Annotated in this window: 20 protein-coding genes and 1 tRNA gene; 15 read left to right on the top strand and 6 right to left on the bottom strand. The window is 32.7% G+C overall.

The window, feature by feature from the left end:
- Positions 1 to 87 precede the first annotated feature (87 nt).
- Both EW093_RS10230 and EW093_RS10225 read right to left on the bottom strand, forming a co-directional pair.
- Positions 88 to 1,437 carry a dicarboxylate/amino acid:cation symporter gene (locus EW093_RS10230; RefSeq protein ID WP_149568311.1) on the bottom strand — a complete coding sequence of 450 codons (1,350 nt, stop codon included), beginning with the start codon at positions 1,435 to 1,437 and terminating at the stop codon, positions 88 to 90.
- A gap of 84 nt (positions 1,438 to 1,521) precedes the next feature.
- Complete coding sequence (locus EW093_RS10225; protein ID WP_149568310.1) at positions 1,522 to 2,019, bottom strand: GNAT family N-acetyltransferase; 498 nt, start codon at positions 2,017 to 2,019, stop codon at positions 1,522 to 1,524.
- 387 nt (positions 2,020 to 2,406) lie between these two features.
- Here EW093_RS10225 and EW093_RS10220 point away from each other — a divergent pair, with 387 nt between their 5' ends.
- The 12 genes from EW093_RS10220 to EW093_RS10170 all read left to right on the top strand — a co-directional run bounded on the left by EW093_RS10220 (position 2,407) and on the right by EW093_RS10170 (position 12,579).
- Positions 2,407 to 3,141, top strand: a complete 735-nt coding sequence (locus EW093_RS10220; protein ID WP_149568309.1) for an Rpn family recombination-promoting nuclease/putative transposase — start codon at positions 2,407 to 2,409, stop codon at positions 3,139 to 3,141.
- A gap of 116 nt (positions 3,142 to 3,257) precedes the next feature.
- Positions 3,258 to 5,414 carry a hypothetical protein gene (locus EW093_RS10215; RefSeq protein ID WP_149568308.1) on the top strand — a complete coding sequence of 719 codons (2,157 nt, stop codon included), beginning with the start codon at positions 3,258 to 3,260 and terminating at the stop codon, positions 5,412 to 5,414.
- The gene (locus EW093_RS10210) at positions 5,414 to 6,799 is read left to right on the top strand and encodes a GspE/PulE family protein (protein ID WP_149568307.1); all 1,386 of its coding nucleotides are present in this window, start codon (positions 5,414 to 5,416) and stop codon (positions 6,797 to 6,799) included. The genes EW093_RS10215 and EW093_RS10210 overlap by 1 nt, the downstream gene beginning before the upstream one ends.
- Positions 6,796 to 7,965, top strand: coding sequence for a type II secretion system F family protein (locus EW093_RS10205; protein ID WP_149568306.1), 1,170 nt, complete (start codon positions 6,796 to 6,798; stop codon positions 7,963 to 7,965). Before EW093_RS10210 ends, EW093_RS10205 begins: the two co-directional genes overlap by 4 nt.
- On the top strand, positions 7,965 to 8,882 hold the full coding sequence (locus tag EW093_RS10200; protein WP_149568305.1) for a hypothetical protein: 918 nt from the start codon (positions 7,965 to 7,967) through the stop codon (positions 8,880 to 8,882). Before EW093_RS10205 ends, EW093_RS10200 begins: the two co-directional genes overlap by 1 nt.
- Positions 8,873 to 9,724, top strand: coding sequence for a hypothetical protein (locus EW093_RS10195; RefSeq protein WP_149568304.1), 852 nt, complete (start codon positions 8,873 to 8,875; stop codon positions 9,722 to 9,724). The genes EW093_RS10200 and EW093_RS10195 overlap by 10 nt, the downstream gene beginning before the upstream one ends.
- Positions 9,721 to 10,302 (top strand): carboxypeptidase-like regulatory domain-containing protein, encoded by a 582-nt coding sequence (locus EW093_RS10190; RefSeq protein ID WP_187759671.1) that lies wholly within the window; start codon positions 9,721 to 9,723, stop codon positions 10,300 to 10,302. Before EW093_RS10195 ends, EW093_RS10190 begins: the two co-directional genes overlap by 4 nt.
- On the top strand, positions 10,283 to 10,729 hold the full coding sequence (gspG, locus tag EW093_RS10185; RefSeq protein ID WP_149568302.1) for a type II secretion system major pseudopilin GspG: 447 nt from the start codon (positions 10,283 to 10,285) through the stop codon (positions 10,727 to 10,729). The genes EW093_RS10190 and gspG overlap by 20 nt, the downstream gene beginning before the upstream one ends.
- Positions 10,722 to 10,886, top strand: a complete 165-nt coding sequence (locus tag EW093_RS17325; protein ID WP_187759670.1) for a hypothetical protein — start codon at positions 10,722 to 10,724, stop codon at positions 10,884 to 10,886. The genes gspG and EW093_RS17325 overlap by 8 nt, the downstream gene beginning before the upstream one ends.
- Complete coding sequence (locus EW093_RS10180) at positions 10,858 to 11,334, top strand: hypothetical protein (RefSeq protein WP_149568301.1); 477 nt, start codon at positions 10,858 to 10,860, stop codon at positions 11,332 to 11,334. Before EW093_RS17325 ends, EW093_RS10180 begins: the two co-directional genes overlap by 29 nt.
- On the top strand, positions 11,318 to 12,172 hold the full coding sequence (locus tag EW093_RS10175) for a hypothetical protein (protein ID WP_149568300.1): 855 nt from the start codon (positions 11,318 to 11,320) through the stop codon (positions 12,170 to 12,172). Before EW093_RS10180 ends, EW093_RS10175 begins: the two co-directional genes overlap by 17 nt.
- Positions 12,169 to 12,579: a prepilin peptidase gene (locus EW093_RS10170; RefSeq protein ID WP_149568299.1), complete on the top strand. Its 411-nt coding sequence runs from the start codon at positions 12,169 to 12,171 to the stop codon at positions 12,577 to 12,579. Before EW093_RS10175 ends, EW093_RS10170 begins: the two co-directional genes overlap by 4 nt.
- On the opposite strand, the gene EW093_RS10165 is transcribed toward EW093_RS10170, so the two are convergent.
- The 4 genes from EW093_RS10165 to mnmC2 all read right to left on the bottom strand — a co-directional run bounded on the left by EW093_RS10165 (position 12,557) and on the right by mnmC2 (position 16,433).
- Entirely contained in the window at positions 12,557 to 13,327 is a 771-nt protein-coding gene (locus tag EW093_RS10165; protein WP_149568298.1) for a TlyA family RNA methyltransferase, read from the bottom strand. The genes EW093_RS10170 and EW093_RS10165 overlap by 23 nt on opposite strands.
- A complete protein-coding gene (locus EW093_RS10160; RefSeq protein WP_149568297.1) occupies positions 13,327 to 14,142 on the bottom strand; it encodes a TIGR00282 family metallophosphoesterase in 816 nt (271 codons plus the stop codon). The genes EW093_RS10165 and EW093_RS10160 overlap by 1 nt, the downstream gene beginning before the upstream one ends.
- On the bottom strand, positions 14,132 to 15,664 hold the full coding sequence (gene rny / locus EW093_RS10155; protein WP_149568296.1) for a ribonuclease Y: 1,533 nt from the start codon (positions 15,662 to 15,664) through the stop codon (positions 14,132 to 14,134). The genes EW093_RS10160 and rny overlap by 11 nt, the downstream gene beginning before the upstream one ends.
- A gap of 94 nt (positions 15,665 to 15,758) precedes the next feature.
- On the bottom strand, positions 15,759 to 16,433 hold the full coding sequence (gene mnmC2, locus EW093_RS10150; RefSeq protein WP_149568295.1) for a tRNA (5-methylaminomethyl-2-thiouridine)(34)-methyltransferase MnmC2: 675 nt from the start codon (positions 16,431 to 16,433) through the stop codon (positions 15,759 to 15,761).
- Positions 16,434 to 16,665: 232 nt separating this feature from the next.
- Here mnmC2 and EW093_RS10145 point away from each other — a divergent pair, with 232 nt between their 5' ends.
- The 3 genes from EW093_RS10145 (at position 16,666) to EW093_RS10135 (ending at position 19,758) form a co-directional block, all read left to right on the top strand.
- Positions 16,666 to 18,639 (top strand): methyl-accepting chemotaxis protein, encoded by a 1,974-nt coding sequence (locus tag EW093_RS10145; RefSeq protein ID WP_187759669.1) that lies wholly within the window; start codon positions 16,666 to 16,668, stop codon positions 18,637 to 18,639.
- Positions 18,640 to 18,651: 12 nt separating this feature from the next.
- A complete protein-coding gene (locus EW093_RS10140; RefSeq protein WP_149568293.1) occupies positions 18,652 to 19,476 on the top strand; it encodes a radical SAM protein in 825 nt (274 codons plus the stop codon).
- 198 nt (positions 19,477 to 19,674) lie between these two features.
- Positions 19,675 to 19,758 (top strand) — tRNA-Leu (locus tag EW093_RS10135).
- The last annotated feature ends 45 nt before the right edge of the window (positions 19,759 to 19,803 follow it).

Raw genomic sequence — 19,803 nt, 5'->3', positions numbered from 1 at the left:
TAAAAATATATCAATTAAACGTTTAAATCAAGATCCCAGAGCTAGAATGCCTCTAGAAAAGCATCTAGAAGCACCCTTTGATATAGATTAAGCCTCTTTTACATCCTTAAAATCCTGGGATTCAAAGGCTTCCCTATCAAACTCACCAAGAGAGTTTCCAACTACAACAGAGGCTGTAAGGTCTCCTGTAACATTAGTAGCTGTCCTAAACATATCAACTAAAAAGTCGACACCAGAAACAAGACCAACAGCTTCCACAGGTAGACCAACTGTTGTTAGTGTTACAATTGTAAAAGCTGTAGCTCCCATGGGAACTGCGGCACTTCCTACACTTGCAAATACAGAAACAACAACAATTAAAATATATTGCAGAGTTGATAACTCAATATCAAAGGCATTTGCAGCAAATATTGAAACTACAGCAGGGAAGATTCCACCACAGGCGTCCATATTCATAACTGCTCCAATAGGACCAACAAAGTTAGCAACCCTTGGTTTTATTTTTAATCTATCTATCATTGTACTTACAGTTAATGTTAATGTTCCCAAACTAGATCGACTTGTAAATGCTAACAACATAGCAGGGGATGCAGCTCTAAAAAATCTAATTGGATTTACCTTTGCGGTTGTTACAAGAAGACCTCCATAAACTACAAATACCTGAATTAGACATGCAATAATAATACCTACAACAAATAGGGCTAATCCTCTTATTGCACTTAGACCAGAGTTAGATAACCAATAGGATGTTAAACCTAAAACACCATAAGGTGTTAATTTTATTACTAACTTAGTTAATCTTGTTACAATTACTAAAAAAGAGTCTATAAAAGCCTTAAATGGCTCTATTTTTATACTGTTTTTACCAGACTCTATTACCGCTGCTACACCAATAAATATAGAAAATACAACTAAAGGTATTATCTTCATATCTACTGCTGACTTAACAGGGTTAGATGGGATAAAACTTCTAAACTGGGAGAATAAATCTACTACACTACTTGCTTCCCTAGGTTTTAATTCCCCTACAACTACTCCACTACCTACACCTAAAATTGAAGCTATAACTATACCAATAATGCTTGCTAAAACAGCCGTAAAAAGGAATAGAGAGATAGTTCTAACACCCATTGTTTTTAATTCACTTGTATCACTTAGTTTTAAAAGACCTGAAATTATACTAGCAGGAACAAGTGGTAATATAAGCATCTTCAATAGATCTACATAACCATAGCCTACAAGTGATAACCACTTTCTAATTCCACCTGCAACTTCAACATCTGTTGTAAAATATATTCCCAAACCAAGAGCTATACCTAAAACCATTGATATAAAAACCCTAGTTGAAAATGATAATCCAGTTTTACTTTTAATTAAACCTAATCCTAATAAAAGGACTAAAAATACACCTAACCATAAAATAGCTATACTACTCATTTGTTCCTCCACTTCTTTATCCTACTAATCATATCGGTATGGTAGGGATTAATCAATATAGTAAGATTAAAAAACAAGAGATCTTTATCTATTATATTTTTTTTCTAATAAATAACTCTCGTTATACTTATCCATGGGATTATCGATTTTTACTAGATAAAACCCACACTTATTTATATAAAAATGATGATTTGTCTTTGAAAAACCTGGGGTTTCTGTACTCCAACTCTTTGTTTTGTCGTACTTTGCCTCTATATACTTCCACATCTTAAAGCCAATTCCACGGCCCTGATATTTAGGATTTACAAACATGTTTCCTAAGTAGTTATTTCCGTCGCTTTTTATCCATACAATAATAAGACCTACCGGGGTGTCATCCTTTAGGACTTTATACGCTACACTATCCTTATGTAGGGCAAATTCTCTTAGAAAACTCCCGTTATCATAACCTGGAGGCCCTCCACTCTCCTCATTTAAGTGTCTCTTACTATCATCATTAAAAGCCAATTTCATAATCTCTGTATAGACTTCGATATCCGTCTCTTCGAAAATTTTAAACTCAAGTCCCATAAATAGTTCCAAGAATAACTCCTTTTTTTTAACAATACCACGGATTTTTTTACTAGCATATTACATTTCTTATAACTAATAGGGATTTTCCCTATTCAAATTGAGGTAGTATCCTTATTAACAGAATGCTAAATGAGATATAAGATTTAATTATTAAGAAAAGTTAATTAGAAAAAGTTTATTTTTAAAAATTAGAATTAAAATTGATTAGAAAAAGTTTAGAAACTAGAAAAAAAAGAGTCTGTATTAACAGCCTCTTTTTTTATTTCATCAAAAATATGTTTGAATAGAGCCTTATCCGAGTAGAACAAATTCAACTTCCATGAGAATATGATTTACTGGTCCATACATCTTACTATAATGGTTAGGTTCTGTTGTATCGCAGGTTGAGCAAAATGGATCCCACCTCTCTTCAGAGGTAAACCTATTTATATTTATCTATTATTAGAGTTTCAATCTTCAGTTGATAAAACCATGCCTTTAAGGTTTTTAAGATATATACTAGAGCTATCCGAGAGTTATGGTAAGGATAAAGATACAAAATCATACCCTGCGGTATTCCCACTACTATTATATAATGGTGAAGATAAATGGACAGCTAATATAAACCCTAAAGAGCTATATGCAAAAACAATACCAGACAAGTTTATCCCTAGTTTTGAATACTACCCAATTATAATTAACAAGATAGAGAAAAAAACACTACTTAAAATACATAATGTTGTATCTGCAATATTTTTATTAGAAAATGCATCTTTAAAAGAGTTACATAAAGCATTTGATGACTTAATTATACTTTTAAAAGATTCATCCCCTGTTGAAGTTGATGGATTTAAGATATGGTTAAATAGTCTTTTAAAAGATAGAAATATTGATATAGATGAAGAAATAATACAACAATTAGATTCGCCACAGGAGGTATTACCAATGTTTGCAGCGACATTAGATAGAATGGAAGAAGAATTTACCTTAAGAGGTATTGAGAAAGGTATCGAGAAAGGTATCGAGAAGGGTTTGGATAAAGGGAAAAAAGAGATTGCAATAAACCTTTTAAAATCAAATTTTGGATTAGAAAACACTTCAAAAATGACAGGGTTAACCATTGAAGAGCTTAAAAAATTAAAAATAGATTAGTATTATTAACAAATTATGATGGACTTGTTACTGATACTACAGTATCAATAACAGGTAAATTTTCCATTCTTTTTGACAATTGAATCATATAAACAAAAATTACATATAAGCTTTATATGAAATTAAAAAATCAAACTTTAACCCTCCTATTTATAATAGTGTTTACTCCTAGATTGTATTCACAAGCCCAAGTACTAGAGTTTGACAACAAACCAGTAACCGATGTTCTTCTGGTGTTAGCAGACCTTACTGGTAAAAACATAATCCCTGATGAGAGTGTTACTGGAAACTGTAGCTACTACTTTACAACAGAGAATATTGATAAAGCACTAAATCTATTTCTTCAGAGTCAAAAGCTCTACCTAACAGAGGCCGATGGAGTTTACAGAGTAAGCAAAATTGAAATAAATATAGATTCGGAGAGTAGGATCTCTTTAAACTGCGACAGTGTAGATTTAAAACTAATATTAGATAGACTCTCTACTTTAGGTGGAAAAACCATACTCTACGATAGGCTGGAAGCTGATAAAATTAGTTTAAACATTAAAACCCTAGAGCTAAAAGTTGTACTGGAAATTATTATGAAAAAGTACAACGACTATGTTATTGAAGAGAATGAAAACTACTACTACATAAAAAAAGATATACAAGACCCAAACAGTCTTACCAATGGTCTAACAGAAACTGATGGGATTGTGGTAAATGATAAGGAATTATACTCGATTAACTTAAATAGAGTTCGATTTAGTATGGTCATTAAAGAGCTATTTACAAAGGCAGGGAAGGAGTACAGTCTACAAGGCAGAAATGACAATATTATAGAGAGGATAAACTACAAGGATAAAACCCTAGAACAGATGTTAAACCTAATATTAGAAGAGGGAAGCTCTGACTATGTATTATCTAATAACATCTACTACATCTTTGATATAAATAAGACAGAGATCGCAAATAGACACATATTAACCAGAATTATTAAGCTAGAAAACATCCTGGTAAAGGATCTACTAAAGCTTATGCCTGGCAGTTTTATGAGTAACAATGTTTTAAAGGTTGATGAGGATACAAACTCTGTAATTGTTTACGGAACTAATATTAAAACGGAACCAATAATTCAATTTATAGACCTAATAGACAGGGATCTACAAAAGCGACCTAGGCTGATAAAAACGAGCTTTATTAGTGCAGATAACTTTAAAAATATCCTTCTTAAGCAGTATAGTCAAAGCTCAATTATAAATATGGATAAGGACTCTTTTTTAATACTACTAACAGATAATGAGTATAAAGAGTTATTACTACTTAAAAATCAGATGGACCTAGCTCCTAAAAGCCATACTATCACCCTAAAATATATAAAGAGTGAGGACCTACTAGATAACCTGCCTAAAACAGTAAACTTAGACCAAATAGTTACAACACCAAACCCATCAGTTATCTACTACTACGGAGAGGATCAGGCATACAGATCATTTTTAGCTGAACTAGATAAGATGGACAAACCTGTTCCACAGTTAAAGTATAAGATATTAGTGCTACAAAACAGTATTGGGGATGATTTTACTTTTGGAATTAATACAAAGGCCCATAGTGAGGGGAATGGGGATATAACCCTACCAGAAGATGAGTGGAGTGCCTTTTCTGGTAACCTTGGAAATCTTCTAGGGTTAAATTTCAACGTTTTGTCCGCATTTGGTCCACTTTTTAGCTTTGAACTAAATGCAGCATTAAACAATAACAGGTCAAAAATACTTGTGGATACAACACTCCAGGCCCTATCCGGGAAAAAGGTAAGTTTTAGAAATACAACAACCAGTAGGTTCTATCAAACAACAGTAAATTCCGATGGGGATGTGGAAAAAACAGGGGCTACCCAGGAGGTATCCTGGGGTATAATTCTTGATATTGAGGGTTGGACCAGTGGGGATGGAATGGTAACGGTAAGTGTTCAATCTACCCTCTCCGATGAAACTACAGTGTCTGGGGATAACTCAGGGATTCCTTCAACATCGGAGAAGATAGTAAATACCGAAGTTAGAACTAGAGAGGGTGTTCCTGTGGTAATTGGGGGCCTAATTAGTAGTAAAAAAGAGACTACCCAGGAAAAAACACCTCTTTTAGGGGATATCCCCCTATTAGGATTCCTCTTTAGAAAAAATGTAGAGAGGCAGACCCAATCAGAGTTTACCATCTACCTACTTCCATATATTGAGGATGGTCTACTAGACAACATAGATAAAAAAATGGAAAAAGCATATAAGGAGTTCCTTTAATGGAAAAACCCTCCTTAGATGATTATAAAATCTACTTAAAAGATATAAAACAGTTCCCCATCCCATATATTAAGACAAATGGAATCATCAAGCTAAAAGAGGATGAAACAAGTGTAATAATTGGATATACATCTAAACTACCCTTAAAGAAAAAGAGTGGACTAAACCATCTTTTAAAGGATAAAACCCTGGAGTATATCCAGATAAATCAGTCTGAACTTACATCCTACATATCAAAAAGTGACTCTAGTTTAAGTGGGGATACCCAACAGAACCTCCAGGAGAACGACCTAAACAGATTAGCCCATGACGCCCCAGTTATTAACCTTGTGAACTCTATAATTATAGATGGAATTAATCTAAATGCATCGGATATCCATATAGAGGGGTATAAAAACCATATAGATTTAAGATTCAGAGTCGATGGAGTATTAATAGAGGGGGATAGTATAAAAAAGAGCCTATTTCCAGGTATTAGTTCAAGAATAAAAATAATGGCCAACCTAAATATTATGGAGAGAAGAGTCCCCCAGGATGGTAGAGTAAGTGTAAAATTAGAGGATACAAGTGTAGATCTAAGGATATCTATTGTGCCTATATCTTCTGGGGAGTCTATAGTACTAAGACTTTTTATTAAAAAGGATAACCTTAAAAGCCTAGAAGATCTTGGATACAGGGGGGATAACCTAAACCGATTAAAAATGGTTACAAAGTATCCCCACGGATTAATACTAATAACAGGCCCTACAGGATCAGGTAAAACAACAACCCTAAATGCAATGTTACAAGAGCTAAATTGTAGGGAGAAAAAAATCATAACCATTGAGGATCCTGTGGAATACAACATTCCAGGGGTTAACCAGATCGAGGTTAAGGCCAATATAAACCTAGGATTTAGCGATATTCTACGAAGAGTTTTAAGACAGGACCCAGATGTTATTATGATTGGGGAGATAAGGGATAAGGAGACAGCAGAGCTAGTAATTAGGGCATCCTTAACAGGTCACCTTGTACTATCTACACTACATACAAATGACGCTATTTCTGTAATAAGCAGGCTAAAGGATTTAGGAATTCCAGACTATTTAATTACCTCTGTATTAAGGGCTTCATTTGCCCAAAGGCTTATTAGAAAAACTTGTAATAGTTGCCAAGGATCAGGTTGTAAAAGCTGTCTAGATAGTGGATATAAGGGAAGAATTGCCATATCCGAAGGCTTCCTACTTAATAATAAAATAGAAGAGTTAATATTAGATAGAGCAAAACCCTACCAGATAAAAAAACACCTAATATCCCAAGGGTTTATCGACCTTTACAAAGCTGGGGACTCTTTAGTTAATTGTGGATTAACAACAAAAAGTGAACTACAGAGGATACTATCATGATAGAGTATATCTGTAGGGTTGTAGATGACTCTGGAAGCATAAAAGAGGTAATAATTAAGGCCAGTAGTAGTGAAGTTTTAGAGACAACACTACAAAATAAAAATCTCCATCTACTATCATTTAAAAAGAGTAATGGATTAAGTAGTACCCAATTAGGTTATAAACTAAAACCTAAGGAGTTACTAATTTTTACCCAAACCATCAATATGTTAATAAGTGCTAACCTCTCTATTAACGATGTAGTGGAGATAGCAGGGAAAACCTTAACAGATAAAAAACTTATAGAGCTATGTAAAGATGTAACCATTAGGCTAAACAGGGGGGAGAACTTCTCGGAAACCCTAAAGAGTTTAATCCCCAACCTACCTATATTATACCAGGGACTAATTACAGTTGGGGAGAGAACAGGAAATTTAAAACTAATTATAAAGCAGTTAAATACATACCTGGAGAGGGAAAAACTTTTTAGGGATAAGTTACAATCAGCAATGATATACCCAATCTTTATACTTATATTAACATCAATATTTAGTATTCTCTTTATCACAGTTCTACTTCCCCAATTTAACCAGATGTTCTCAACCCTTGGTGATGGATTAGGGAGTAGTTTAGAAGAGAGGGGACAGATAGTAAAAAGCGTTATAATTGGATTTTTACTCCTTATTTCATCTCTACTTTTACTATTTAGAATAGAGGATTTAAGGATGGATAGAATACTTTTAAAACTACCACTTATTGGGAAGATAATTTTAGAAAACAGTAGCTTTACCCTAGTCTTCTCCCTATCTGTACTATCTCAAAGTTATCTAAACATAGAGGAGAGCCTACTATATACCCAGGGAGTAATATCCAACCTCTACTTAAAAAAAGAGGTCTCTATTATTAGGGATAAAATAGTAGGAGGAGAGAGCTTGTCCTCTGCATTTAAAAGTTCCCCTTTCCCAGTAAGAATATCATCATTTATAAAAGTTGGTGAGAAAACAGGGAATTTAAACTCTGTATTAGATGATTTAAGTAACTACTTTTTTAAGGAGAGTAATAAAAGGGTTGATGGGTTTATGGTAATAATAGACCCCTTATTTACCCTATTAATTGGAGGTGTTCTATTCACCCTAATACTACTATTCATTCTACCTCTATTAACAAAAATGGGAGGGCTTTTATAATGGTGCATGGAGAGTTAGTATTAATAGATTTCCCAAATTTAAAAAAGATAGATGAGATAAATAGGTATATAAAATCCCAACTTCTAAACCACTTCCCAGCACCAGATAGATTAATCTATGACTATATAGTTAGTGGGAAAAAAGCCCTACTTTTCTACATGTTAAGGGAAAACTATTTAGAATATCAGGGTAAAGTGCTACACCCATTTTTAATCTTTAAATCCCTATTAAAAAAGGATGGAAGTTATAGGATCTACTATCATAATGAAGTAATAGACCTAAAAATTAAAAACAGAAATTTTTATACACTAAGTATATATAGCGTAACCGATAACCTTCCTAAACTTTTAGATCCAATAGTAGTTACAGATAGGGCAAATTTAGACACTTTTGACACGCCACCACAAGAACGCCTTTTAATACTAGAAGATCTTTATAAAATAAGCAGGGGTAAACTATTTAATAAAAAGAGGCAGAGCCGACTAAATCTACTCTTTCCAACAGTTATGCTTTTAGGTATAAGCCTCTCTGTTTATACCCTTATTGATAAAACAGATAGAAGTTTTAAAGCTTTAAAGGAGTTAGAGTCTAAGTATAATAAAATTATTCAAACAACTAGCGGAGAGAGTAGTGAGTTATACCAGAATAAACTAGATAAAATATTATCCCTAGAGAGTAATATCCCACCAAACATATACTCTATATTTTATGAGTTAAACTCCAACTCTAATAATTACAAGGTTTTAAACTTTACATATAACAATCGATTTTTGTCCATAGTGGCAATAACACCTAATAGCCTAGACTTAGTAGACTCTTTAAATAGGTCAACTATATTTAAATTCAAACTAAACTCTACTGTTAGAGAGAAGTTATACGAACAGGTTAATTTTAGTGGGGAGGTAATATGCCCCTAGAGAGAAAAATTCTACTATCGATCCTACTAACCCTTATTTTCCTACTATCAGGATATCATTTGTATAATAACTACTACCTAGTTTACAAGGATAATGCTGGTAAAATTGATAAATATCAAACACTAATTGATAATTATAAACCACCAATAGATTTAATAAGCAAAGAGGATTTAGAGAGTTTAGATAAAAGGTTAGAAGAGTTAAAATCCTACTTTACAGACTCTCCAAATTTAAAAAATATGACTAACAAGGTTAAGGCAGATCTTCTAAATAGTGGCCTAACAATAAGCCAGTATAGCCAGGGGGAGGAGTCGGTAAATTTCTCCTTTACTGGAACTAAAAAAGATCTAGAGACCTATTTAAATAGGGTTAGGGTTCAAAATAAATTTTACTACTACCCTATGTTTAATCTACGTATGATAGATAATGAAAACCTCTCTGGAAATATGGAAGTAATGGAGAATGTAAAAAGTTATCAGAAAAACAGAGCATTCTATTTAGACAGTCCTAGAAAACTAGAAGAGATAAATGAACAAACTACAAATATCCTAGAACCCTTTGGTGTCCAACTTTTTATAGCTACACCCGAACCTTTACCACTAAAACAGGAGGAAGAGCTTAAGAGTATAAACAAAATAGAAATATTAGAAACAGATAAGTTTAGTTTTGTTGGATTATTAAAAAAAGAAGATGGAGTAATAACCATGTTCAAAGAGAGGAACCATGGCAGAATATATAGATTCAAAAGTGGTGCAACTATTTCAGACTGGAAATATCTAGGCCAGAAGAACAGTAAGTTCTTATTCGAAAAAGATGGAATCAAATATGAGGTATTAAATTGAGAAAGATAATAGTAATTTTAATTGGAACACTACTTTTACTCTCTTGTAAAACAACTCAGATAAAAAATAGTGGAATAACAACTTCCCTTTTAGGTGTTGTATACGACAAAAAGAGTAACCCTGTTCAAAATGCAATAATAACCATAACAAATACCCAGGGAGTGGTAATAAAAAGTGTTAATACGGATATCGATGGGAAATTTCTAATCCCTGAGCTTACATTTGGTAGTTATTTAGTAGGTGTAAGTGGAGATAATTTTTTAGATACAACTGTAGATCTGGACCATTACGACATAGAGAGTATTCTAATTATTCGCCTTCAAAGTTTCTCTGATCTAATCTACTTGTTAGAGGAAGAATTAAAAGAGAAAGAGAATAGTATGGCTTTAAAAACCATAGAAAAACTAAATAAAATAGACAAAAAGGATATCTATTTTAACTATCTAAAAGCTATATATCTAATCAAAACAGATAATAAAGAGGAAGCAATTAATATTCTAAAAGAACTTAAAAGTGGTAACTATAAATATGTAGACCTATTATTGGAGGATTTAAAAGATGATAAAGAAGTTAATTAAAATATTAAAAGAGGATGATGGCTGGACTTTTATTGAGACAATTATTGGTATAGCAATTGTTCTATTATTAACTACAGGAGTGGGTGTTGTTGCAGTAAAACAGATGGAAAAAGCAAATGTTACAGCTGCAACTAGCCAGATAGGGAATTTTAAACTAGCTCTAGAGATGTATAGACAGGATAACAAAGTTTACCCAACTGTAGAGCAGGGTTTAAACTCCCTTTGGGAAAAACCAGTTTTAAGTCCTGTACCTAAAAACTGGGATGGCCCGTATATTGATAAAAAAACACCCTTAGACCCTTGGGATAATGAATATTTATATAAAATCCCAGGGGAGAATGGTCTACCATTTACAATAAGCTCATTAGGTGCAGACTCTACAATTGGCGGTTTAGGTTTAAACAAGGATATAAACTCCTATGATTGATGTTATATTTGCCCTATTAATACTATTAACAACTTTAACCTCCACATTTGATCTTCTTATTCAGACATCAAAGTTTAAGGATAAAACAATAAATAGGGTAGAGATTACATTAGAGGAAAACATGGCTTATGAAGAGTCTATTCAAGATCTTTTTTAAGGATGATGGTTATACCTTTATTGAAACATTTATAACCATTCTAATCCTTGGGTTATTATCCACAATTATCTATATAAATAGCTCTACTATCCAATCCTTTACCAGTAGTAGCGTAGATAAACTGATTGTTAAAAATGATCTATTACATCTTAAACTTCTATTAAAAGAAGAGGCAAGTAGAGTCAAACAGCCCTGGTTTTTATCACAATATAACTACACACTAGAAGGGGGAATATTAACACTTAACTACTACAATGGTTTAAAGAATAATACCTTAATTATCACAACAGGAGTGGAAGGAATAATAGTTGAATCTGAAAAAAAGGCTCTATACTCATCTAAAAACCTAACAGGAGATATAGATTTTAAAGATGGTTTTATTCTATATACCCAGGATAATATAGAGTTTAAATTTCCATTAGGAGTTATTATTGTCCAACTCGATTAAGGCTTTTATGTTCTCAATAACAGTGGGAATTTTAGCCATAGGAGCAGCCTACTCAGTATCTATTTTAAATAGGTCAATAGATAAATCAATTGATAAGTTAGAGATATTAAATAGTAGTATAGATAACGTAAAAGAAGTTATAGACTACCTTAATAAAAACTTAGATGTATATAAAAAAATAGAAACTATAATTAATAACCAAGTCACAATAGAGTTTGTAGATCTATCATCAAAAATTGATCTTAACTTTGTTGATTTCACCATATTTAAAAACAGGCAGTTTAATAAACTTTTAAAGCAGGGATTTTCATGGGTCGATCTAGAGGAGTATAGGAATAGTGTTGGTTTTACAACAGATATGGAGACATATAGGGACTTTTTTAAGGATGATATAGAGTTAGAAACACTATTTACAACATACAGTCTACCAAATATAAACAGTATGTCGGATACTATGTTAGAGTTATTATATTTTCAATTATCAGATAATAAATCAAAGGCTAATAGTCTAAAGTTGTATATTCAGAATAGAAGGAAGAGTAAAAAGCCTATAGATAGTAGGGAGTTTAAAAGGGTCATATCCATTTATGGGGATGTTCTACTAAATAGGGTGACTATTCAACCCTTTTGGAATGAGTTGTATCTGGATAAATCCCTATTAGAAGCTGTTAAAAGTCTAAGTAAAGAGAGTCAAAAACACTACCTAGGGAATAAAACAACATTTTGGGGTGTGACTATATTAGATAAAAAGCAATCATTTAAAACTACATTGATACTTAGGTGGATTGAGTCAGAGAATAAATATAGGTTAATCTCTATTTATAGGGAGTTAGTATGATTTATATAATTCTATTAACCTCTCTCTACCTAATCTACTATGATTTAAGATATAAAAAGGTTCCTAATAAAATACTTCTAGTTTTGTTTATTTTTGTCTTAATAGATAAAATTTTAATTGGTGATTTAAAGTTGTCTTTAATTAGTGGGGCTATAGCTTTTTTAACCTTCTTTTTACTCTATATAGGTAGTAGAGGTAACATTGGAATGGGAGATATAAAGTATACCTCTATTACTGCTATCTATTTTGGATATAAGTTTTGGTTATACTCAATTATATACTGCTCAATCTCTGCAATATTTATTACAGTAATTCTATATCTTTCAAAGATAATTAAAAGGTATACAAAAATACCATTTATTCCATTTCTAGCCCTAGGTCTTATTATACAAACATCAATGATATAACATGTCCAATATCGTTGATTTTATCCTCTCTGTTTGTAGTTAAAAGAAAAAGAAGCTCTTGGTTACCCTTACGCCCCTTAGTTTGGGATAGGGTTACACCTTTAACATAGATAGAGTCCTCTTCTAGTTTATCTATTAGGTTTAAACATATTGATATAATAGTCTCCCCTTCCCTTACAACTCCATCAAAGTCCTTATCAGGGTCTTCCCATTCAAACTGGGGTTTAACCAGGACTAAAATCTCATCTCCAGAAATAAGGTTAAAAAGTTTTCTTGCTGGGGCTAACACAGATCTAAAGGATAGGTCCGCCACTGCAAAGTGGGGTTTTGGGTCTAATTTGTCAATGGACATAATATTAGTTTTTTCCATAGGAGAAACTCTTGGATCATTAACAAGAGACCAGGCAAGTTGATTGCTCCCAACATCTATAGAGTAGACCTTTTTAGCTCCACGCTGTAAGAGACAGTCTGTAAACCCCCCTGTGGAACAACCTGCATCTACAACAATTAGGTCAGTTACACTGTAATTAAAAGAGTCTAAACCACTCTCAAGTTTATAACCACCCCTAGAGACATACTTCATCCCTTTAATGGTTATCTCACTATCTGTTTTTATCTTCTCTTTTGGATTTTTAATTCTACCACCATTACAGATAACTTCTCCACACATAATATATGCATAGAGTTGCTTCTCTTCTATATCTGGGTAACGATCTTTTAAAACATGTAGTAAATTTTTTTTAGCCATTAAAGTCCAGTATCGTAGGATACTCTCTCTATAGAAACAGCCTTTCCATTACTAGCATCTATCTCAATTAAAACCCCATTAATTACAGCATCTTCATCAAGGATAGATGTTTTATATGGAATAGAGTTAAATGTTCTTTTTATTGCAGCGTCCGGGTCTGAACCTATAATACCATTCATTGGGCCTGTCATTCCAATATCAGAGATATAGGCAGTTCCACCATCAAGGATTCTCTCATCTGCAGTTTGGATATGGGTATGGGTTCCAACAACAGCACTAACCTTACCATTAAAATACTCAGCTAGAGCTTCTTTTTCGGTAACATCCTCAGCATGGAAATCCACAACAATATTTTTTGTAATTGATCTTAGTCGTTTAATATCTTTTAGTCCCTGTTTAAAAGGACACTCACTATTAACAGACATTCTAACCCTACCTTGTAGGTTTAATACTGCTAATTTAATACCTTTCAACTCAACAACACAGTCTCCATGGCCTGGAACACCGTTAGGATAGTTAGAAGGTCTTAGAAGTCTCTCTTTGTTATCTAAAAGGGGATATAACTCCTCTTTCTGCCATATATGGTTACCACTGGTAATAACATCCGCTCCGTAACTAAAAATCTCATCTACCTGATTAGGAAGTAGCCCAAAGCCATCTGCAGCGTTTTCACCATTAATTATAACAAAATCACTTTTTTGTTCTTTTTTTAATCTCTTTAAAGAAGAAAAAAGAGCTCTCATGCCCGGGTGACCAATTATGTCTCCTAGCATGAGAACTCTAAAAGAGTTCTCAACCTTTTTACTATCTGGCATATTCTATTGCTCTAGTCTCTCTTATTATTGCAACCCTAATTCTTCCAGGGTATGTTAATTCTGTTTCAATCTGTTTAGCTATCTCTTTAGCTAGTGGTAGAGCATCCTTATCAGTTACAGTATCACTGTTAACTAATATTCTAAGCTCACGTCCAGCTTGTATAGCAAAACACTTCTCAACACCTGTAAAGCTCTCTGCAATTCTTTCAAGGTTCTCTAAACGTTTAATATAGTTATCTAAACTCTCCCGTCTAGCACCAGGTCTAGAAGCAGAAATTGCATCGGCAAGTTGTACTATTATAGCCTCTAAAGATCCAAACTCTACATCATTATGGTGGGCAGCAACTGCATTTACAACAAGTGGTTTTTCTCCCATTCGTTTACAGAACTCTGCACCTAACTCAGCATGGTTACCCTCTCCATCGGTCTCTAATCCCTTACCAATATCGTGAAGAAGTGCACCACGTTTAGCAAGTTCTCTATCAGCACCAACTTCAGCAGCTATCATTCCTGCTAATACAGCAACTTCTTTAGAGTGGTCAAGAATATTTTGTCCATAACTTGTTCTAAAGTATAATCTACCTAGGGCTTTAACACCCTCTCTAGGAATATTGTGTACACCTAGATCAAATAGAAGTTTTTCACCCTCTTCAATTATAATTTGGTTAATCTCAGCAGCTACTTTTTGAACAACTTCTTCAATTCTTGCAGGATGTATTCTTCCATCGGAGATAAGTCTCTCTAATGACTTTTTAGCAATAACTTTTCTAATTGGATCAAAACATGAGATAACAACAGCTTCTGGTGTATCATCTATAATAATATCAACTCCAGTTAATGTCTCTAAAGTTCTAATGTTTCTACCTTCTCTACCAATAATTCGACCTTTCATCTCATCACTAGGTAGACTAACAGAAGTTACCGTTACATCACTTGTTACATCAGTAGCAATTCTTTGAATTGTAGAAACAAGAATTTCTCTAGCTTTTTTCTCAGCAGTATCCTTAGCTTCCTGTTCAATCTTGTTAACAAGAGCTTGAGCATCATGCTTTGCATCATTTTCAACTCTTTCAACAATAATTCTCTTTGCCTCTTCCCTTGTAAGACCAGAAACCTTCTCTAGTTCAAGTTTTAATTCATCCTCTAACTTAGTAATGTTATTGGATTTCTCATTAAGTTCAACTTCCTTTGAGGTAATCGTTTTCTGTTGAGTTTCAATGTCTGAAAGTTTTTTTTCTAATGAATCTTCCTTAGTTTGTATTCTCTTTTCATACTTTTGTAACTCTTTTTGTCTTTCTCTAATCTCTTTATCTTGTTGTTTCCGTTCGCGATGAAGTTGGTCTTTACCCTCAAGTAAATACTCGTTTTTTTGTCTTTCAGCTTCAATCTTTGCGTCTTGCTTTAATCTAATAGCCCTTTGCTCAGAAGATGACAATTGATATTTTGCATAGGCTAATCTTAATAGCCAACCAATTAACACACCAACGAGGGAACAACTTAAAATCATAACCCAATATGGCATATGACTCCCTCCATGTAATTTTATTCTAATATTTAGTATTCATCATTATATATTCATACCTATATTTGTCAATCTTTTAAACTTTATTAATGAATTAAAAGAAGCCGGTAATCATATGTCTTTTTCTACCAAATCCTTTTTTTCTTTTTACTGTAAACCCTGCATCTCTAAGAGCTCTTTTTACTACTCCAGCAGCTGTAAAAGTTGCAAATGTTCCACCTTTTTTTGTCTGTTTAGAAACATTTTTAAACAGTTCAACACTCCACATTTCTGGGTTTTTATCCGGACTATGACCATCAAAAAACCAACAATTATTTTTAATGGGATAATTTTCAAAACAATCCATAATATCACCATAAAACAGGTTAAACTCTAACCTCCCCCATGATCTATCAACCGATATCGAATTCCACCCGTTTTTTTTGTTGGCACAAATCTCTTCATACAGGTTTAAATGACGACTAAGTGATTCTTCTGAGATATTTGCTAGACTGCTTAAAGCTTTTTTAACAACATCAACTTCTATTATATACTTCTCAACAGTTGTAAATTTAACAGTTTTATCAGCAACCAATTTCCCTTCGAGGAACTCTTCTAAGACAAGGAGATTTAACCCTGTACCAAAACCCGTTTCACCAATACTTAACTCTTCATTCAATCTACTTTCTAGGTTATTTCCATTTATAAAAACATATTCTGACTCTAAATATCCGCTTTCATCTGAAAAATAACAGTCATCAAAATATTCATTAATTAATTTTTCTTCCATATTTAATTGATACTACTAAATTTAATTGATATATAACAGATAATGTATGTATAATAATTCTATGAAAAAAATAAAATTATCATTCAAGTAAAGTTTAGTAATATTAGCATTAATACCATTTATGGGCTTTCTTTTTAATGTATTGACACAGGTCAATGGACTCAACAGTGAAATTGATACTGCTTCAAAGCAAACAATTAATTCTAGTTTAGTTTTCTCCATAGCTAATTTAATGACAAATATACAAATAGAAAGAGGTTTATCTTCGAACTACATAAATGGTGACAATAATAAGAGTAAAATCACCGAAGCAAGAAGTAACGTAGATAAGAGCTATATAGAAACCAATGATGCTCTTTATATAAGTACTTTATATAATAAAGGTAAAGATGAATATGAATCTTTAACCAAAACAATTAAGAGTTTAAGAACACAGGTTGATAATAAAAGCATTACAGCCTTTGCTGTAATGGAAAATTATACAACAATTATTAATATATTAATTAAGCTTAATTTAACCGCCGTTAGTGAAAAAACTGCTGGAGGTATAGGAAAAAGATTGACAGGCTTAAATGCATTAATTGAAATTCAAGAATCTGCAGGAAGATTTAGAGGTTATGCATCTTCAGTTATTAAAAAAAACGAGGCAATACCTACTGATGTAGTGGATATAATTTATTCTGACTTTAATACAATAGCTTTAAGTCTTAAAAGTAGTAGCATATTATTAACAGATAATTCCAAAAAGGTTAGAACTAGTTTATTAGAATCTAATGAATTAAGATTTTTAAAAGAAGTACATAATAGAATAAACAGTAATTATAAGTTTGGAGAGTATAATTTAGATAGTACAAAAGTTTGGAGTGATGGAACTAGGATTATATCCCAAATACAAGAGATGATTAGTATTGAATCAAAATATATAGCAGAGAGTAATATTAAAATTATTAACAACTTAACTGCAACAAGAAACGGAAGTATAATTGGTATTTCCGTTACAACACTGTTTATATTTTTATTATCAATATTCATTACAAGCTATATTATTAAAAGAATTAACAAGGTTACCCATAGACTTGAAGCCATGAGTGCTGGTGGTGGAGATTTAACTCATTTATTAGAAGAGGATATAAATGATGATATAGGTAAGTTATCAAATGCCTTTAATAGCTACATATCAAGCCTAGCTCTTCTTATATCAGATATAAAAGAAACAGGAATAAATTTTGTTGAATTCAGTAATCAGTTAAAAACTATAATAACAGAAGTTAACAGTTCCAACGACAATGTAAACACATCCCTAGGTAGTGTTGAACTTAGTTTAGATAAAGAGAAAAACAGTGTTATTTCATTAAAAGAAGAGATGGATCAGGTAGTATCATATACCAATAAGCTATCAGGTGCTGTTGAAGAGCAAATGACAGCTGTAGAGGAATCATCTGCAGCTGTTGAACAAATGATAGCGAATATTAGAACAGTAACTACAAGTGTTGAAAGAACTGCAGGCATTGTTGAAAACTTATCGACTTCTGGAATAAAAGGAAAAGAACAAATAAATCAGGTTACCCACAAAATAAACACTGTTTTTGAACTTTCTAATTCTCTTAAAAGTGCAAATGCATTAATTGCTGACATAGCAGATAGAACAAGTTTATTATCTATGAATGCTGCAATAGAAGCTGCCCATGCAGGTGATGCTGGTAAAGGTTTTGCTGTTGTAGCTGATGAAATAAGAAAGCTTTCTGAATCAACAGCTTCACAGTCTAAAGGGATAACTGAGAACCTAGGAAATATAATAGTAGCAATATCAGCTGCAGTTCAAAGTTCAACTGAGACTGAAAAAACATTTACAGATATAACTGATAAAATTGAAGCTGTTGCTCAAAACCAAGACCAAATAAAAAGCGCTATGACAGAACAAAATCAAGGTTCCAATGAAATTCTTGAGGCTATGTCTGTCCTTAAAACAAATAGCTACACTGTTGATTCTACAGTTTCGGAATTAAATACTATGAATAATAAAATGCAAGATGAAGAAGAGGCAGTATACAAAATAATTATAGATGTTACAGATTCTGCAAATATAATGTCTAATGCAGTTACTCAAATTGGCTCCAAACTACAAGAGTTAACTACAAAAGAAATAACAAATAACAATCTTGTTAATAAACTAAGTAAGAGTATGGATCAATTTACTGTAAACTAATAATATTTGGCAATGAAAGTAATAAAAACCCTTAGAGCAATTGATAATACAGGAAAAATTGCAATTAAATTAGATGATAACTCAATTATTGAAAGCGTCCTACTTATCGATCAATCAGATAGAGTTACAGCATGTTTAAGTTGTCAGGTAGGTTGTGCTCAAAATTGTCAATTTTGCCAAACTGCAACTATGGGACTAAAAAGAAATCTTACTAGTTCAGAGATTATTTGGCAGTTTGAAGCACTTAAAGACGTTTTCCAAAGGGATATAACCAACATAGTTTATATGGGAATGGGTGAACCTCTGCACAATATTGACAATGTTCTAACTTCGATAAAAACATTTACAAACCCTAAAACATACAATATTTTTCTAAGGAGAATTACAATATCTACTAGCGGTGCAATAACTGGTATGGACAAACTTCTAAAAAACCCTCCTTTCCCAGGATTAGCCTTCTCCTTAATTACAGCAAACCAAGATCTAAGATATAAACTTATGCCCAATACACCTAAACTCTCCGAAATAAAAGAGAGCCTTAAACAGTACCAACAAAAAACAAATAAACGGTTGATAATCGAAATAATAAACTTCCAGGGTATAAATGAGTCCCTTAACGAGGCAATAGAGATTAGGGACTTTCTAGAGGGTCTGGATGTTATAATAAATTTAATTCCATATAACTATGTTCCAGGTAAAAACTTTCAAGAACCTACAATGGAAAATGTGGAGAAGTTTTCAAGTTTTCTCTATAACTTAGGCTTAAAAGTAACCATTAGACATGGTAAAGGACAAGAAATTGCTGGGGCTTGTGGACAGCTAGGAGTTATTAATTAAAAAAAGCCGGTTATACTGGCCGGCTTTAGAAATGTTTTCAGTTGAGCATTCAATGTTGTCTGAAAACTCTCACATTTATTATCTAGAGAACTAACTCTCCGTCTACTTTAATAATAATCCATCAATCACTATCAGTCAAATATTTGTATAGGAATATTGACTTTATTACCTCTAAAAAGTTAATATAACTCTCTGTTAGCGGACGTGGTGAAATTGGTAGACACGCTACCTTGAGGGGGTAGTGAGCTTACGCTCGTGCTGGTTCAAGTCCAGTCGTCCGCAACTTTTTTCTTTTATTCTTCCAATCAAATCAATATACTTGACAAT

The sequence above is a fragment of the Thiospirochaeta perfilievii genome, from assembly GCF_008329945.1.
Lineage (GTDB): Bacteria > Spirochaetota > Spirochaetia > DSM-2461 > DSM-2461 > Thiospirochaeta > Thiospirochaeta perfilievii.
This window is presented reverse-complemented; position numbering and strand designations above follow the sequence as displayed.

What these genes read in the sequence shown, in the direction of transcription:
- EW093_RS10230 (WP_149568311.1), bottom strand. Translation starts at nt 1,437, where the DNA reads ATGAGTAGTATAGCTATTTTATGGTTAGGTGTATTTTTAGTCCTTTTA.
- EW093_RS10215 (WP_149568308.1), top strand. Translation starts at nt 3,258, where the DNA reads ATGAAATTAAAAAATCAAACTTTAACCCTCCTATTTATAATAGTGTTT.
- EW093_RS10210 (WP_149568307.1), top strand. Translation starts at nt 5,414, where the DNA reads ATGGAAAAACCCTCCTTAGATGATTATAAAATCTACTTAAAAGATATA.
- EW093_RS10205 (WP_149568306.1), top strand. Translation starts at nt 6,796, where the DNA reads ATGATAGAGTATATCTGTAGGGTTGTAGATGACTCTGGAAGCATAAAA.
- EW093_RS10200 (WP_149568305.1), top strand. Translation starts at nt 7,965, where the DNA reads ATGGTGCATGGAGAGTTAGTATTAATAGATTTCCCAAATTTAAAAAAG.
- EW093_RS10195 (WP_149568304.1), top strand. Translation starts at nt 8,873, where the DNA reads ATGCCCCTAGAGAGAAAAATTCTACTATCGATCCTACTAACCCTTATT.
- gspG (WP_149568302.1), top strand. Translation starts at nt 10,283, where the DNA reads ATGATAAAGAAGTTAATTAAAATATTAAAAGAGGATGATGGCTGGACT.
- EW093_RS17325 (WP_187759670.1), top strand. Translation starts at nt 10,722, where the DNA reads ATGATTGATGTTATATTTGCCCTATTAATACTATTAACAACTTTAACC.
- EW093_RS10180 (WP_149568301.1), top strand. Translation starts at nt 10,858, where the DNA reads ATGAAGAGTCTATTCAAGATCTTTTTTAAGGATGATGGTTATACCTTT.
- EW093_RS10170 (WP_149568299.1), top strand. Translation starts at nt 12,169, where the DNA reads ATGATTTATATAATTCTATTAACCTCTCTCTACCTAATCTACTATGAT.
- EW093_RS10165 (WP_149568298.1), bottom strand. Translation starts at nt 13,327, where the DNA reads ATGGCTAAAAAAAATTTACTACATGTTTTAAAAGATCGTTACCCAGAT.
- EW093_RS10160 (WP_149568297.1), bottom strand. Translation starts at nt 14,142, where the DNA reads ATGCCAGATAGTAAAAAGGTTGAGAACTCTTTTAGAGTTCTCATGCTA.
- rny (WP_149568296.1), bottom strand. Translation starts at nt 15,664, where the DNA reads ATGCCATATTGGGTTATGATTTTAAGTTGTTCCCTCGTTGGTGTGTTA.
- mnmC2 (WP_149568295.1), bottom strand. Translation starts at nt 16,433, where the DNA reads ATGGAAGAAAAATTAATTAATGAATATTTTGATGACTGTTATTTTTCA.
- EW093_RS10145 (WP_187759669.1), top strand. Translation starts at nt 16,666, where the DNA reads ATGACAAATATACAAATAGAAAGAGGTTTATCTTCGAACTACATAAAT.
- EW093_RS10140 (WP_149568293.1), top strand. Translation starts at nt 18,652, where the DNA reads ATGAAAGTAATAAAAACCCTTAGAGCAATTGATAATACAGGAAAAATT.